The sequence below is a fragment of the Pseudomonas sp. R1-7 genome, assembly GCF_051132105.1.
Classification (GTDB): Bacteria; Pseudomonadota; Gammaproteobacteria; order Pseudomonadales; family Pseudomonadaceae; genus Aquipseudomonas.
The window spans coordinates 4,403,806-4,417,458 of sequence record NZ_CP071661.1; the positions used below are offsets into that span (position 1 = coordinate 4,403,806).

A 13,653-nucleotide genomic window follows, 5' to 3' on the forward strand; every position below is an offset into this window, starting at 1 on the left:
ACAGTACAGACGACCGCTGACAGAGTATCGCTCCATCCTTGCGGCCTATCGCCAATAATCATTTTTCATTTCAAGGGGCGCCTGGACAGGCGCCCCGCGCATCGTCAGACCGGATCGTTGCGTCGCAGCAACTCTTCAGGCAGATGCTCGATGTACTCGTCTTCGGCCGGTGGCATTTGCAGGTGATAGCCCTGGGTATCGAGATTCTCCAGCACCTTGGCGATGTCCTCACGGGACAGCTGGCGCTCCGGGCTCAGCACCAGGTCGAACGCGTGGATAGCCTTGCCAAAGGCCGCCATCAACGGCTCCGGCACACGGGCCAACGCGTCGCTCTTGAGCACATAGAGGTACATCTCGTTTTTTTTCGAGCTTCGATAGATGGAGCAGATACGTTTCAAGGCTGTTCTCCGGCGGTGGCCAGGCTGTCGAGCAACGCCTGGCCCATCAACTCGCGGCGCCAGCCACGCAGCGAGTCGGGCAATTGGTAAGGACCTTCTGGGAAGCCGCTCTTGATCAAGGCTTCGAGGGTTTTCTTGCGCAGCATCAGTTCCGGGGCAACGCCCAGGCGCTCGGCTTCAGCCTGCCCCAGCGCCTTGAGGCGCTTGAGCAGCGCCGAGGCCTCGATGGGCAACGGTTCGGCCACGGCGGGTGGCCACTGCTCCGGCGGCACGCTGCCGGCGCGCTTGATCAGGTCCAACAGGAACTCGCCGTCCTGACGTACGGTACGCGGGTGCATGTCTTCGATTTTCGCCAGCGCGCCGAGGTTATCCGGCTGGGTGCGGGCCAGGGGCCATAGCGAATGCTCGCGGATGATCCGGTTGCGCGGCAAATCGCGAGCCCGCGCTTCGCGCTCGCGCCAGGCACACAGTTCGCGTAGCACGGCCAGTTGCGCACGGGACAGTTTCCAGGCCAGCTTGGCCTCGCGGTAGACCTCGTAGGGGTCCACTTCGCGGCGCAAGTTGGCGACCAGTTCGGCGCCATCTTCCAGCACCCAGGCGTACTTGTCCTCGGATAGCTTAGGACGCAGCTCTACGAACACTTCCGCCAGATGCACCGCGTCCTCCGCGGCGTAGCTGATCTGTGTCTCGGACAAGGGGCGCTGCAACCAGTCGGAACGCGTCTCGCCCTTGGGCAACTCGATGCCCAGCACTTCCTGCACCAACCGCGAATACCCCATGGAAAAACCCAGGTTCAGGTAGGCGGCGGCCAGTTGGGTGTCAAACAGCGGCGCAGGCAGGCTGCCGGTCAGGCGTAGCAGGACTTCGAGATCTTCGCTGCAGGCGTGCAATACCTTGAGCACCGCCGGATTCTCCAGCAGCGCGGCCAAGGGTTTCCAATTGTCGATGGTCAAGGGGTCAATCAGGTACGCACTTTTGCCATCGCCAATCTGCAGCAAGCCGGCGATGGGATAAAAGGTGTCGACCCGCATGAATTCGGTGTCGAGGGCGACGAACGGCAACTGTTGCCATTCGGCGCAAAACCGAGCGAGGCTATCGTTGTCGCGAATCCAGTGAATATCGATGGCCACACGGCTCTCCCTTGAAGAATGGCGCGCAGTATATATCGCCGTCGGCGATTGCGAGCATCTACGGAGCAAGAGCTTGAGAGAAATCGCCTGCGCAATCGCAAGAATAGTCCTACATCGGAAATTAACTGACCTTGCGTAGTACATAAACCCGTTTCACGGCGAAACCGGGAAGGAAATCCTGATACCACAGGATGGAGAAACCGGCCTGCAGGAACTCCGCCTCGACGTTGCTTCTGTCAGCCAGCACTTGTCGCGGCGCTTGGCCGATGTTGAAGCGCCCTTCGATCCGGACCGCCACGATCACTGTGTCGCGACTGACCCGATGAAACTCTTGCAACAAGGCCAGGCGATGTTCGCTGGCCTTGATGTGCAGAAACAATTGCAGACAGAAAATGCAATCCACCGCATTGCCAGACAACCCAAGGGTAAACGCCGAGCTGGGGAAGGTCTTGACCCGCTTGAGCAATGCGCCAGCGTGATGGCTGCGGGCATGCTCGAGCGTGTCCGGCGAGGGGTCCGCTGCGAGGATGACCCGGTTGGCATGTTCGGCCAGCACCGGCCAGAACCGCCCCGCCCCGCACGCGACGTCCAGCACCAGCCCCGGCTCACCGGCGACCTTCATGGCGTTGCGCACCAGCTGTTCGTCACGCCAGAAGGTCAGGCGCAGACGGCGCGGCACCGGCTGGCGACAGATTTGCGCATGCTCCTGGTCATGCTGCCTGGCGAATTCAAGCTCGACGGTGGATGGGGGTTGCCCGGACATACTCACAGCTCATGCACGAAGGTTGAGCAACAGGTTAAACAATGCCGCGTGAAAAAAAGGTGTAGGAATCATTCCCGGGCAAGTACACCGTCGATCACCGCGCTTCGACACCCGGCAAACATATCGAGGTCCTGGTTGTAGACCTTGCTGTTGACCTCCAACAGCCCAAGCATCGAATGGAACAGATTGTCCTGGCTCAGGGGCTTGTCCCGGCTCAACTGCAGGCAATGGGTGTCGACCGCAAAGGACTTCTGGTAGCTGTCGGAGAACCAGGCCAGCATCGCCACATGCTTCTGTTGCTCCGGCGCGAGCATGTAGGGCGTGCCGTGGAGGAACAGGTTGTATTCGCCCAAGGACTCGCCATGGTCCGACAGGTACAGCATGGCGGTATCAACCTTGCCCTGGTTGGCCCGCAGCAGATCGATCAGCGTCGACAACACGTGATCGGTGTACACCAACGTATTGTCGTAGCCGTTGACGATGCTCTCCCGGCTGCAATTGTTCAACGCGTTGCTCTCGCATACCGGGGTGAAATGCTCGTACTCCTTGGGGTAGCGCTTGAAATATTCAGGCCCGTGACTGCCCATCTGGTGCAATACCAGCACCGTGTCCTTGTCCAGGGTGTCGATGAAGTGCTGCAAGCCCTGGAGCAGGATTTCATCGCGGCACTCGCTGTTGGCGCACAGGGTCGGATCCTTGAGATTGCTCACGTCCTGCACCGTGACCCGGTCGCAGGTGCCTTTGCAGCCGGACTGATTGTCACGCCAGATCACGTCCAGCCCGGCGCGCTTGAGCACATCGAGCAGGCCCTCTTCGTTCTTGGCCGTGCTCGCGTCGTAATTCTTGCGCCCCATGTTGGAAAACATGCATGGCACTGACACGGCGGTTTCGGTGCCGCAGGAATGCACATCGGTAAATGCGATCAGGCCGGCCTCTTTGTCCAGTTGCGGCGTGGTATCGCGGGTATAGCCAAGAATGCCGAAATTCTCGGCCCGGGCGCTCTCGCCCACGACCAGCACGGTGAGGGATTTTCGAGAATGGGTCTGCCAGGCCGGGTTTCGGATCGCATCCTCGCCCAAGGCAATGAACGGTTGCTTGGCCGATGCGACCTGCTCGCGCACATAGCCGATCGACGCACCGATGTAGTTGCTCGGTACGAGCATCAAGTGCAACTCATGATGATTGCGAAACAGCGACGCCAAGCCCTGGTAGTTGATCTGCGCCACCCCACCGAGTACCGCAGTCGTGACCACTGCGACAATAAACTTACTTAGCAACTCTCTGGGCCAGCGACGATAGTGTATGGGTGTCTTGAATAACAACCAGGCAGGCAGGACACCCAACAGGAGCAAATAGGCAAACAACTTCAACGACAACAGGTCACGAACTTCCGTGGCATTGGTTTCGGCGAAGTTGCGCAACATGCCCGTATCGATCAACACGCCGTACTGCGCCATGAAATACGCCACGCCGGCGCTGATCACGAACAGCGCCATCAACACTGGCTTGAGCAGCGGACGGAAAGCCAACAGCGTGAGCACCAGGTTGAACGCGCAGAACACCATCACGCCAAAGGCCAGGCAAAGCAAGACACCGTGACCATCCGATGCCGTGATGGTGGACAGGTGCTGCCACAGGACCAGATTGAAACCCACTACCAAAAAGGCACTGGCAACCAGCGTCACCCACTCGGGGCGCACGGCTTTAATAGTCAGCATGATGATTGGAAACTTCCTGAAAGTTGCTCTTTTAAAAGAAGGCGCCGTAGGCAAATGTGAAAAAACGTTTCCCTACGGCAGCACAAACTTTAGGCAGCCCACCATCAATTTTTCGTGAAAAAGTTGCTGTTAAATAATTATTTAAATAGCAACCTGAAAACCTTCAGGCCTGGTTCAGGTACCAACGCCAATCCTGCTCGCCGACTTCACCCATGAACTGGCGATATTCGGCGTGCTTGACCGCCAGGTAGACACCGAGGAACGCCTCGCCAAAAGCGTCCCGCGCCCAAGTCGAATTCTCCAGGGCGCGCAAGGTGGTGAGCCAGTCGGTGGGCAATAAGTGGGCGGTCTGGGCGTAGCCGTTGCCTTCGACAGGCGCACCAGGGTCACGCCGCTCCCGGATGCCGCGATGGATGCCAGCCAAAATTGCCGCCGCGGCCAGGTAGGGATTGGCATCGGCGCCGCAAATACGATGCTCGATGTGCCGCGACGCGGCCGGGCCGCCAGGCACCCGCAGGCTGACGGTGCGATTGTCCACGCCCCAGGTCGCCGCCAGCGGCGCGTAGCTGTTGCTTTGAAAACGACGGTAGGAGTTGGCGTTCGGACAAAACATCAATAGCGAGTCCAGCAGCGTTACGAGCATTCCGCCCACCGCTTGGCGCAATAGCGGCGTGCCATCGGCGGCTTCACTGGCAAACAGATTGTTGCCTTCGCGGTCCGCGAGACTGACGTGCATGTGCATGCCGGATCCCGCCAAGTGCTCGAACGGCTTGGCCATGAAACACGCCGCCATCCCGTGTCTATGGGCCACGCCCTTGACCAGCCGTTTGTAGCGCACCGCTTCATCCATGGCTTGCAGGGCGTCGGAGCGGTGTTCAAGCGTGATCTCCACCTGCCCCGGCGCGTATTCCGAAATGGCTGTCCGGGCTGGATTGTCTTGTAGTTTGCACGCGGCGTAGAGGTCTGCAAGGAAGGGCTCGATCTGCTCCAGCTCACGCAAACCGTAGACCTGGGTCTGGCGAGGCCTGTTGCCGTCGGCGTCCCGCGCGGGCTGCGGTCGACCCTCGCTGTCACGCTGCGCATCCAATAGATAGAACTCCAGCTCCGCCGCCATCACCGGGAAATAACCCTCCGCCTGCAAGCCTTCGATGACCCGGCTGAGCAGATAGCGGGGATCGGCGATGACCGCCGGCATGCCCTCCCGGGGATGCATGGCGACTTGCACCGAGGCAGTCGGGATCAGCCGCCAGGGCATGCGTTGCAAGCTGCCATCCAGAGGGTAGGCCCGGCAATCGATGTCGCCGACGTCCCAGACCAGGCCGGAATTTTCCACGTCGTCGCCATTGAGGGTCAGCCCCAGAATCGTACTGGGCAGTGGCCGGCCACTCTGATAGACCGCGAGCAATTCGTCCCGATGCAGCCATTTCCCCCGGGGCACGCCGTTGTTGTCGACAATAAACAGTTCGAACAGCTCGACATCCGGGTTTTCCGTCAGGAACGCCTGGGCCTGTTGCTCGGATGCAAAAGAAAGATTCATGGAAACACTCGTATATTCATGTCGGACGGGCGACCAGGCGCCGTCAGCCTGTGCTCGCCAACGACGAGCACGGTTCAAGGATCAACAGGAAATACAGAGGTCTGGAGGGCGTGCATGGCGACAATGCCACAGCGCCCAGAACGCCAGTTCACAAGGCAGCGCGCAAGATGAAGGGGCTGCGGCAGGTGCGTGGCCGCCGGCCGGACCATTGGCGGCGAGTGGCGGGTATGCAGGGCCTGCGGGACAACCGTCCATAGGGGATATCACAGGAAGTGTTCGGTCGAAGCGTCACACGACGCCATGTTCCGTTAAATCATCATTTAGCGGAGTCTGGATCAACACCCGCTAAACAATTGTCCCCGTCCCACTCGACTTAAACGCCGATCGCGGCCTTGGCATAAGGGACGCGGTCAATATCCAGCAACTCCACGCACAACTGCACGCTGACGCCAGCGGGCCAAGGGCCCAAGTCCTGCAGCACGGCCAGCAGGCTGTCGGCCAGCTGCTTTTTGATTTCCGGCGAACGCCCGCTGAGCAAGGCCAGTTTCACGTGCAGGAAGCCCCGCTCCCCCATGCCGGTCCCGACGCGGTATGTCTCGAGCTTCACGGCCCGGCTCTTGATGTCGAACTCCGCAGCGAACTGCCCGGATGCCACCAGTGCATTGTTCAAGCGCAACAGCGCGACGTCGGCATTCAGCTCGGTCAGGTTGGCGGTGTACTCCATGTGCAGATGAGGCATGCGTTCGACTCCGATTCGAAAATGTGTTGTTGGAATTGGTTTGCGCAACCATACCTCGACTTGATGCGTTCAGGCAGGTTTTGTTTCTTGCGCCAGAGGCACCCGCTCACTCATGAACGCCTCCAGCCGCGACCTCAGCCACCGCTCGGCCGGGTCGTTGTCGACGTGGCTCAGCCAAACCATGGACAAATCCACGGTCGGCGTCTCGAAGGGGAAGGGTTCACAGAACAATTGGCCGGAAGCGGCCATGGCCGTGGCGGTGTAGTCCGGCAGGCTGGCGATCAGATCAGTGCCGGCCAACAACGCCGGCAAGGCGCTGTACTGTGGCACCGACAGCACCACGTGGCGCTTGCGGCCGATTTCCGCCAGCCATTCGTCAGCCAGGCCGGCAATGTTGGCCGTATGGGACACCAGCACCTGTGGCCGCGCGCAGTATTCATCCAGCGTCAGCGGTGTTTCCGAGGCATCGGCCCGTAGCACGCGAGCCCGGATGTGCCGCAGCAGCTTGCGCTTGGCGTTGGCCGGCAGCCCCCGGGTCTGGCTGATGCCGACCGTAATGTCGCCCGAGGCAAGCAAGTCGGGAATGCGCCAGTAATCGACGTGCTGGACCACGAACACGACGTTGGGTGCTTCTTGGCGCAGACTGCGCAACAGCGGCGGCAGCAGGCCGAATTCCACGTCGTCCGACAGGCCGATGCGGAATGTCATGGTGCTGCTGGCAGGGTCGAAATCATGGGTCAGGCTCAGTGCCACCGAGAGCGAATCCAGTGCCGGCGACAGGTGCTGGATGATTTCCTCGGCCCGCGCCGTCGGCTCCATGCGATGCCCGACGCGGATGAACAACGGATCGTTGAACATCGCCCTGAGACGATTGAGGGCCGAGCTGATGGTCGGTTGGCCGAGGAACAGCTTTTCTGCAGCCCGCGTCACGTTACGCTCTAGCATCAACGTTTCGAAAACCACCATCAGGTTGATGTCGGCCTTGCGCAATTCGTTGCGGTTCATCCATTGCTCCTGGTTCCAGTCGGTGCGGCAGGCCCTGCAATTTGCTGAAATATCTCACAATCATTGGAAACGTATTGCCAATAGCGAAAATTATCAGCTTGGCTAGGCTTGCGACGACATGTTCAGAACATGTCTTGAATAAATAAATCGCATGGAGCGAACCGATGTATTTTGAAATCTACAGACAGACCCGAGGCACCCCAAGCACCGGACAAGGCCAATGGCGCTGGCGCTTGAGGGCCGGCAATCACGAAACCATCGCCAGCGGTGAATCCTACGTGAACAAGGCTGATTGCCTGCATGTCATCGGGTTGATCAAGAGTGCGCACGGCGAGACACCTGTAAAAGAAATCTGAAGCAGTCCACGGGCCGACCATCCTGAAGTATCGTATGCAGCGAACAGCGAGAGGTCGCGCCCATGACTCAACCCGATAACCGTAGCGACTGGCTGGTGCGCGCGCCTGAATCGAGGAAACTGGAACGCATCGAGGCCTATTTCAGTGGTCACGGCTACAGCGCCCACCGGCATGACACCTACGCCATCGGTTTTACGCTGTCCGGCGTCCAGAGCTTCAACTACCGGCACAGCAAACGTCATAGCCAGCCCGGTGGAACCATCGTGCTGCACCCCGATGAGGTTCATGACGGCGAAGCAGGCACCAGCGACGGCTTTCGTTACCGGATGTCCTACATCGAACCGTCCCTGATCCAACAAGTGCTCGGCGGCAGGCCATTGCCCTTTATCGAGGGCGGGCTGTCGAACGATCCCCGGCTCAACATCGCGACCCGCAGGTTGCTCAGTACATTGGAGCATCGCCTTGATCCGCTGGAGGAAGACGACGCCATCTATGATGTGGCTCAGGCGCTCGCTGTCGCCGCGGGTCGTCGACGCGGACGCCGGCTGCTGGACTATCCCGCCGCGGAGCGTGCGCGCCGGTTTATCCATGATGCCCTGGGCCAACCCATCACCCTGGACGATCTGGTCGAGGCCAGCGGTCGGGATCGGTGGAGCCTGTCGCGGGACTTTCGCGCGTTGTATGGCACCAGCCCCTATCGCTACATCACCCAGCGTCGATTGAACGAAGCCCGGCGCCTGGTATTGCATGGCCTGCCATTGAGCGAAGCAGCCCTTGCCTGCGGTTTTTTCGACCAAAGCCACATGACGCGGCTGCACACCCAGGCCTTCGGCATTTCGCCAGCGCGCTGGTTGAAAATGCTGCGTTGAAATCCTGCGCCGCCCGGCGCAAAAAGCTGCACGATCATCCAATACCCGCCTCACCCCCGGACCCTAAGATAGTGCTCATCTTCCACTATGGAGCGTGTCCCGATGAATCAGTACTCCCCCATTAACTTCGCTCAAAAATACGCGCTGTTCCACGAGCAGTGGGCGCCAAAGGTTGTCGCCGAAATGAACGACTATCAGTTCAAGATCGCCCGGCTCGAAGGCGATTTCATCTGGCACACCCACGCCGATACCGATGAAACCTTCTTCGTGCTGGACGGTGAGCTGCGTATCGATTTTCGCGACGGCACCGTCATGATTGGCCCGGGCGAGATGTATGTCGTCAAGAAAGGCGTCGAGCACAAACCGAGTGCCGAGCGGGAAGTGAAACTCTTGTTGATCGAGCCTCGCGGCGTCACCAATACCGGTGAAGAAACCAACGAGCGAACGGCGGTCAATGACGTCTGGATCTGACCGGGCCTGGCTCAGTCGTATTCCGCTTCTTGATGGTCGCCGAGCAGCCGCCGCTGGCGAGGCGTCGCGGCGGCGAGCACTGCGGGGTTGAACCGCCACTGGAGATAGGGCGAGAACTTCTGCGCAACCATTCGCCTGCCATAGTGCACCTGGAGCATGTACCGCGTACGGTCGGCGGTCCGGTTGTCACTGCCTGCGTGCCATAACTCGCTGCGCAGTACCAGAACATCGCCCGCTCGACACAACACTGGCTGCGCCGGACGCTCCTGCCACTGCGTCTCACCCGCCGCTGGTGCACGGCCCGCCTTGTGGCTGCCGGGTATCACCTGTGTCGGGCTCAGGTCAGCGTCGATGTCATCGAGGTAAAACTGTGCGGTGAACACCTGCATCGGCAGCTCGAAACCGGGATCGGCCAACAGGGCCGGCGGCAGCTCCATCGGCAGGTAATCCAGATGCAATGGAGCGCCGACAAAACCGGGATGGCAGCGCCAGGCCGTCTGCCCGATGATGTGGCAATCGTCCCCCAAAGCCGCTTCGGCGAGCTCGATCACCCCGCTCACCTCCAAATACGGCAACCAGAACGGATCCCGATTGAAGACGCACTTGTAATGATCGATGACGCCGCTGTAATCCCAGTGCTGGGGTTTGAGCACGTCGATAGCGCGACGCAGGTCGGCGATCTGCCCGGCATCCAACACACCGGGCATCAGGACAAAACCGTCCTGATGCAGGGCTCGCAGAAGGTCGTCAGTCGCCACGACACCACCTGTTTCAGGTACGGAAGCGGCCGGTCAGCTCTGCGAGGTTTCTCGACAGATTGGATAGCTGCTGGCTGGCATGCATGCTCTGGGCAGAATTGGCGGCCGCTTCGTTGGACAGGTCACGGATATCAGAAATGTTGCGGGCTATTTCCTCTGTGACGCTGCTCTGTTCCTCACAGGCATTGGCAATCTGCGCGGCCATGTCGTTGATCCGCTGGATCGAACCGCCGGTACCGCTGAGCACTTGATCGACCCCCGCTGCACGTTCGACGCTGTCCCGGGCCTTGCTGCTGCCCACGTGCATGGCTTGTACAGCCTTGGCGACGCCGCTCTGCAAGCGCTCGATGCGAACCTGGATGTCCTTGGTGGAGTCTTGCGTGCGGGCCGCGAGCGCCCTCACCTCGTCGGCCACCACGGCGAAGCCACGGCCCTGCTCACCGGCCCGCGCCGCTTCGATGGCTGCGTTCAGCGCCAACAGGTTGGTCTGCTCGGCAATGCCACGGATCACTTCGAGCACGGCGCCAATGCTGGAAGTTTCCTGGGCCAGCGCCTCGATCGTACCCGAGGCACTTTCCACTTCCTGGGCCAACTGGCGGATCGAATCGATGGTGCTGCTGACCACCTCGGCGCCATCACGAGACTGGCTGCTAGCCTGTTGCGCAGCATCCGAAGCACTCACCGCGTTATGCGCCACTTCATGCACCGCCGCGCTCATCTGGGTTGCGGCGGTACTGACCTGATCCAGCGCCGCGTGCTCGCTGCTGATCAACCGATCGTTGGTCGCGGCCATATCGGCCATGGCGCGCGCTGCGGAATCCACCTCGCCGGTCACCCGCCCAACCTCGGCGATCAACGGCTGCAGCTTGTCGAGGAAACGGTTGAAGGCACCGCTGAGCTGGCCCAACTCATCGGCCGAGCGTACCTCGAGGCGGCCTTTCAGATCGCCACCACCCTCGGCAATTTGCTCGACGCGGTGCAGCAGCCGGCGCATCGGGCTCAACACCACCAGTGGCAGGGCAACCAATACAAGGATGCAACCGAGCAGGCCGACCAGCAGAATCATGCCCTGATGCACCCCGACCGCCTCGCCGTTTTCGATCGCCGCATCACCTTCGCGGTGCGACGCTGCATCTTCCAGCTCACCCAGTTTATCGATGGCGTCCCGCGTGGCTTCGAACAGGCGCTCACTGTCCCCAAAGCTCAGGGCGCTGGCACCCTGCGGATCGCCTACCGACAGTTCGAGGACCCGCCGCGAAACCTGCATCCACTTTTCAAAGCTGTCATTGAACTGACTGACCAACGCCTGCGCCTCGGCACCGGGCTGCATCGCGGCATATTTCTGCACTCGGTCGTAAGCCTGCTTCGCATTCTCGCTGTGACTGGCGCTCAGCGCTTGCAGGTGCTCATTCGCATGACCATCCAACAGGCTGCGCTCGGCAACAAACGCCTGATAAAGATCACGATCGGCATTGAGCAACAGGCTGATGGCCGGGAGATAACGTTTGGTCAACTGCGTACTGGACTCAGTCACCTGACTGATGCCGCGCATCCCAGCCCCCCCCATCAAGACCAGTAACACGGCCAGGAACGCAATCGGGAGAGTGATTTTCCAGCGAAAGCCCAAGTCGGCGAAGAACCGCAGCATGGTGTCATTCCTTACACGGGGGGGATTACCTGCCTATCGGCAGCCTTGTCTTGAGCTATAGACCATTAGTCTGATTGTCACAAAGGTTTTGGTGTGAAGGGCTGTGGTTACGCAGGATGCGGAGGGGAGTTGAACTGGATAAAAAAGTATGGGCTGGACGCCGTACCGTCGGGGAATTTTCTGACATTTTCCGCTCACATAATTCAGGGAAACGTCCTACGCATCGTTTGATTGATGATCTCTACAGAAAGACCCTATAGTCCAAGCGCCGTTCGTAAGAGCGGCTTGGGTTTGGCGACTCGATGACAAATGGTAAGAAGGCCTTCAATCAAACGGAGTTTGAAATGAACAAATACATGGCTCTTACTAGTAACGCCGACGATCAACCCTTTTCGTCGATACCTCCGCACCGTTGCACGTCCTGCCTGACACGGCGAGCTATAGAATTCGCGCGGTTACCCAGCTTTTAGAGAACCTGGCAATGCGAGGGGATATTCCGAGTGACTCGGTAGTCCTTCAGGACTTTGCACAACTGTGCTGCATTTCCTTGAGGGATGGTTGTGACGTGCTCGATGTCATCGCCCGACGCCTGGACGCAAAGCCGGCCTAGTTCAAAGGGCCTCTCACGAGGCCCATTTCGTCGAAACGATCATGATTCGATGACACCGAAACCCTACCGAGTTGCCCGGACTCGATTTATCACATAAGCCAAACAGCACGAATAAACACACCTCGGAGGCTCCGATGTCCACCACAAAACAAGTCGAAAAAAAGCTCAGAAAAATTACTCACGAAGAGCTGACATTTCTTGACGTTCGACAAGCTGCTCGTGATGGTCAGAAAGTGTTCGATAAATTTGTAATCACTGGCAAGCTTGCTACTAAATAGTTCTGGGTGCCAACCGTTAAATTCGCGCCCCTTTTGAAGAGGCAAAGAGCCGTAAATATTACCGCACACTTTTATAACGACGAAGTGTGCGGCGAGATACCGGTCATCTTTGACAACAGAATCGTGATCTATCCTCACCGCGCCTCATAGGTCAGACGGCCGCTGCCCCGAAACTTACGCTCGCGGTACCGTCGCGCAATCCATCACGTTACGCTCCCGTACGCCACCAAACCCCAGAAACAAAAAAACCCAGCGAATACCCCGGGCTTTATGGGAAACGGATAGCTTTACTCCTCCTCCGTTCCTGTCGTAGAACTTCCATATTCCAAGACGCAGCAAGCCGCGATGAGGTCGGTGTAGGAATTAGGCATTTTTCCGTTTAGGAGCATTGCGGTGAAAACTGCATACACATCATTTTTATCGCCATCTTTCCTCAACGTTTTCTCATCATTGAGCCACGCATAGATGATGGTCTTCGGCGCCTCGGATCTGAACTGAAAAAACAGGCGATACCGTGGGGGTATCCCTTGCTTCTTCACTCGAAACCAATGTTTGAAGTCACGCCCCAGCGTGTTTCCCTGGCGATAGCAGGGGTGGGTCGGATCGGACGGAACATTTATTAGGATATTCGCGCTCACCGCATCGAAAAGCTTGTAGACCGGATGATGGTGAAAGCCTTCCGGGTCATTAGCCATCGCCCTCTCAACAGCGACGGTAATTTCTTCGAGGCGCGCAATGAATAACGGGTGAGCATAAAGTGCCCACCCGTTTTTAGATATGAATCGTGCTTTCAGTCACGCTTAGCCTTCTTGAAGCTCGCGACGACGATTATCGTCCGCCTGACTGCGAATTGCTTGAATTCGCTGCAGCAAGCCGCGAGGGATAGGCTGGATACCTTCAGGATTTTCCTTGATATCCCTGTCAAGCAGATCAAGGAACTCGATACCTGCTTGAATCTCTGCCTTTCTGTCGGTAAACGAGACGACATTGCCTTTAGACATGACCTCTCTCCATCGCAAAATTTTCCTGCACTTTCAACAGGACATGGCCTGAACGCTTCATGGCGAGCATGGCCTCACTGGGCATTTCCGTGCCCTCTGTAGGATCACTGTAGATCACTATGGTTCACGAGGAGTGCATTTAACACCATCAAAGCCGAATAAAGGAAGCCTGATGATGTAACAGATGGCGAAGCCTGTGCGAATGACCAGACAAGGCGAAAATGTCATATCAGACGTCGACTTGCATGCCTCTGTGCCGCAAGACAGGTTTCGCCCGATCAAGCCGTGGTCCATCGAATACACTTGCTTTCTGACGGGCGGCTATACCACCCGTGCAACAGAAAAGACCAAGGCGGTGTCTGGGCGGAGTCT

General features: G+C 58.8%; 15 protein-coding genes and 2 pseudogenes. 5 read left to right on the top strand and 12 right to left on the bottom strand.

Features of this window, described 5'->3' with window-relative positions; translation table 11 throughout:
- Positions 1–104: 104 nt before the first annotated feature.
- The 7 genes from J3P79_RS19565 to J3P79_RS19595 form a co-directional block, all read right to left on the bottom strand.
- The gene (locus J3P79_RS19565; protein WP_039593334.1) at positions 105–398 is read right to left on the bottom strand and encodes a YcgL domain-containing protein; all 294 of its coding nucleotides are present in this window, start codon (positions 396–398) and stop codon (positions 105–107) included.
- On the bottom strand, positions 395–1,528 hold the full coding sequence (gene rnd, locus J3P79_RS19570; RefSeq protein ID WP_434605216.1) for a ribonuclease D: 1,134 nt from the start codon (positions 1,526–1,528) through the stop codon (positions 395–397). Before rnd ends, J3P79_RS19565 begins: the two co-directional genes overlap by 4 nt.
- A gap of 121 nt (positions 1,529–1,649) precedes the next feature.
- The gene (locus J3P79_RS19575; protein WP_434605218.1) at positions 1,650–2,291 is read right to left on the bottom strand and encodes a class I SAM-dependent methyltransferase; all 642 of its coding nucleotides are present in this window, start codon (positions 2,289–2,291) and stop codon (positions 1,650–1,652) included.
- 68 nt (positions 2,292–2,359) lie between these two features.
- Complete coding sequence (locus tag J3P79_RS19580; RefSeq protein WP_434605220.1) at positions 2,360–4,009, bottom strand: phosphoethanolamine transferase; 1,650 nt, start codon at positions 4,007–4,009, stop codon at positions 2,360–2,362.
- A gap of 163 nt (positions 4,010–4,172) precedes the next feature.
- Positions 4,173–5,546 carry a glutamine synthetase family protein gene (locus tag J3P79_RS19585; RefSeq protein WP_434605222.1) on the bottom strand — a complete coding sequence of 458 codons (1,374 nt, stop codon included), beginning with the start codon at positions 5,544–5,546 and terminating at the stop codon, positions 4,173–4,175.
- Positions 5,547–5,919: 373 nt separating this feature from the next.
- Positions 5,920–6,285: a 5-carboxymethyl-2-hydroxymuconate Delta-isomerase gene (locus J3P79_RS19590; RefSeq protein WP_434605224.1), complete on the bottom strand. Its 366-nt coding sequence runs from the start codon at positions 6,283–6,285 to the stop codon at positions 5,920–5,922.
- Between the two features lie 69 nt (positions 6,286–6,354).
- Entirely contained in the window at positions 6,355–7,290 is a 936-nt protein-coding gene (locus J3P79_RS19595) for a LysR substrate-binding domain-containing protein (protein WP_434605226.1), read from the bottom strand.
- A 164-nt stretch (positions 7,291–7,454) separates the two neighbouring features.
- On the opposite strand from J3P79_RS19595, the gene J3P79_RS19600 reads away from it, so the two are divergent.
- The 3 genes from J3P79_RS19600 to J3P79_RS19610 all read left to right on the top strand — a co-directional run bounded on the left by J3P79_RS19600 (position 7,455) and on the right by J3P79_RS19610 (position 8,986).
- A complete protein-coding gene (locus J3P79_RS19600) occupies positions 7,455–7,646 on the top strand; it encodes a YegP family protein (RefSeq protein ID WP_039593327.1) in 192 nt (63 codons plus the stop codon).
- A gap of 62 nt (positions 7,647–7,708) precedes the next feature.
- Entirely contained in the window at positions 7,709–8,515 is an 807-nt protein-coding gene (locus tag J3P79_RS19605; protein ID WP_434605229.1) for an AraC family transcriptional regulator, read from the top strand.
- Between the two features lie 102 nt (positions 8,516–8,617).
- Positions 8,618–8,986, top strand: coding sequence for a cupin domain-containing protein (locus tag J3P79_RS19610; RefSeq protein ID WP_434605231.1), 369 nt, complete (start codon positions 8,618–8,620; stop codon positions 8,984–8,986).
- Positions 8,987–8,997: 11 nt separating this feature from the next.
- Here the strand turns inward: J3P79_RS19610 and J3P79_RS19615 are convergent, their stop codons facing one another.
- The 3 genes and pseudogenes from J3P79_RS19615 to J3P79_RS19625 form a co-directional block, all read right to left on the bottom strand.
- The gene (locus J3P79_RS19615; protein WP_434605233.1) at positions 8,998–9,744 is read right to left on the bottom strand and encodes a phytanoyl-CoA dioxygenase family protein; all 747 of its coding nucleotides are present in this window, start codon (positions 9,742–9,744) and stop codon (positions 8,998–9,000) included.
- Between the two features lie 13 nt (positions 9,745–9,757).
- Positions 9,758–10,546, bottom strand: coding sequence for a methyl-accepting chemotaxis protein (locus J3P79_RS19620; protein WP_434611549.1), 789 nt, complete (start codon positions 10,544–10,546; stop codon positions 9,758–9,760).
- A 117-nt stretch (positions 10,547–10,663) separates the two neighbouring features.
- A pseudogene (locus tag J3P79_RS19625) lies at positions 10,664–11,392 on the bottom strand (MCP four helix bundle domain-containing protein); the annotation flags it as partial.
- A 344-nt stretch (positions 11,393–11,736) separates the two neighbouring features.
- Here J3P79_RS19625 and J3P79_RS19630 point away from each other — a divergent pair.
- A pseudogene (locus J3P79_RS19630) lies at positions 11,737–12,002 on the top strand (short-chain dehydrogenase).
- A 134-nt stretch (positions 12,003–12,136) separates the two neighbouring features.
- Entirely contained in the window at positions 12,137–12,280 is a 144-nt protein-coding gene (locus tag J3P79_RS19635) for a hypothetical protein (protein ID WP_434605234.1), read from the top strand.
- 287 nt (positions 12,281–12,567) lie between these two features.
- On the opposite strand, the gene J3P79_RS19640 is transcribed toward J3P79_RS19635, so the two are convergent.
- Both J3P79_RS19640 and J3P79_RS19645 read right to left on the bottom strand, forming a co-directional pair.
- Entirely contained in the window at positions 12,568–13,074 is a 507-nt protein-coding gene (locus tag J3P79_RS19640) for a type II toxin-antitoxin system YhaV family toxin (RefSeq protein WP_434611551.1), read from the bottom strand.
- 6 nt (positions 13,075–13,080) lie between these two features.
- Positions 13,081–13,281 (bottom strand): hypothetical protein, encoded by a 201-nt coding sequence (locus tag J3P79_RS19645; protein WP_434605236.1) that lies wholly within the window; start codon positions 13,279–13,281, stop codon positions 13,081–13,083.
- Positions 13,282–13,653: the final 372 nt, after the last annotated feature.

Bases quoted from the DNA above. Each gene is read 5' to 3' on its own strand.
- J3P79_RS19645 (WP_434605236.1), bottom strand. From the start codon at position 13,281: ATGTCTAAAGGCAATGTCGTCTCGTTTACCGACAGAAAGGCAGAGATT.
- J3P79_RS19610 (WP_434605231.1), top strand. From the start codon at position 8,618: ATGAATCAGTACTCCCCCATTAACTTCGCTCAAAAATACGCGCTGTTC.
- J3P79_RS19575 (WP_434605218.1), bottom strand. From the start codon at position 2,291: ATGTCCGGGCAACCCCCATCCACCGTCGAGCTTGAATTCGCCAGGCAG.
- J3P79_RS19635 (WP_434605234.1), top strand. From the start codon at position 12,137: ATGTCCACCACAAAACAAGTCGAAAAAAAGCTCAGAAAAATTACTCAC.
- J3P79_RS19585 (WP_434605222.1), bottom strand. From the start codon at position 5,546: ATGAATCTTTCTTTTGCATCCGAGCAACAGGCCCAGGCGTTCCTGACG.
- J3P79_RS19620 (WP_434611549.1), bottom strand. From the start codon at position 10,546: ATGGCCGATATGGCCGCGACCAACGATCGGTTGATCAGCAGCGAGCAC.
- J3P79_RS19600 (WP_039593327.1), top strand. From the start codon at position 7,455: ATGTATTTTGAAATCTACAGACAGACCCGAGGCACCCCAAGCACCGGA.
- J3P79_RS19590 (WP_434605224.1), bottom strand. From the start codon at position 6,285: ATGCCTCATCTGCACATGGAGTACACCGCCAACCTGACCGAGCTGAAT.
- J3P79_RS19580 (WP_434605220.1), bottom strand. From the start codon at position 4,009: ATGCTGACTATTAAAGCCGTGCGCCCCGAGTGGGTGACGCTGGTTGCC.
- J3P79_RS19595 (WP_434605226.1), bottom strand. From the start codon at position 7,290: ATGAACCGCAACGAATTGCGCAAGGCCGACATCAACCTGATGGTGGTT.
- J3P79_RS19605 (WP_434605229.1), top strand. From the start codon at position 7,709: ATGACTCAACCCGATAACCGTAGCGACTGGCTGGTGCGCGCGCCTGAA.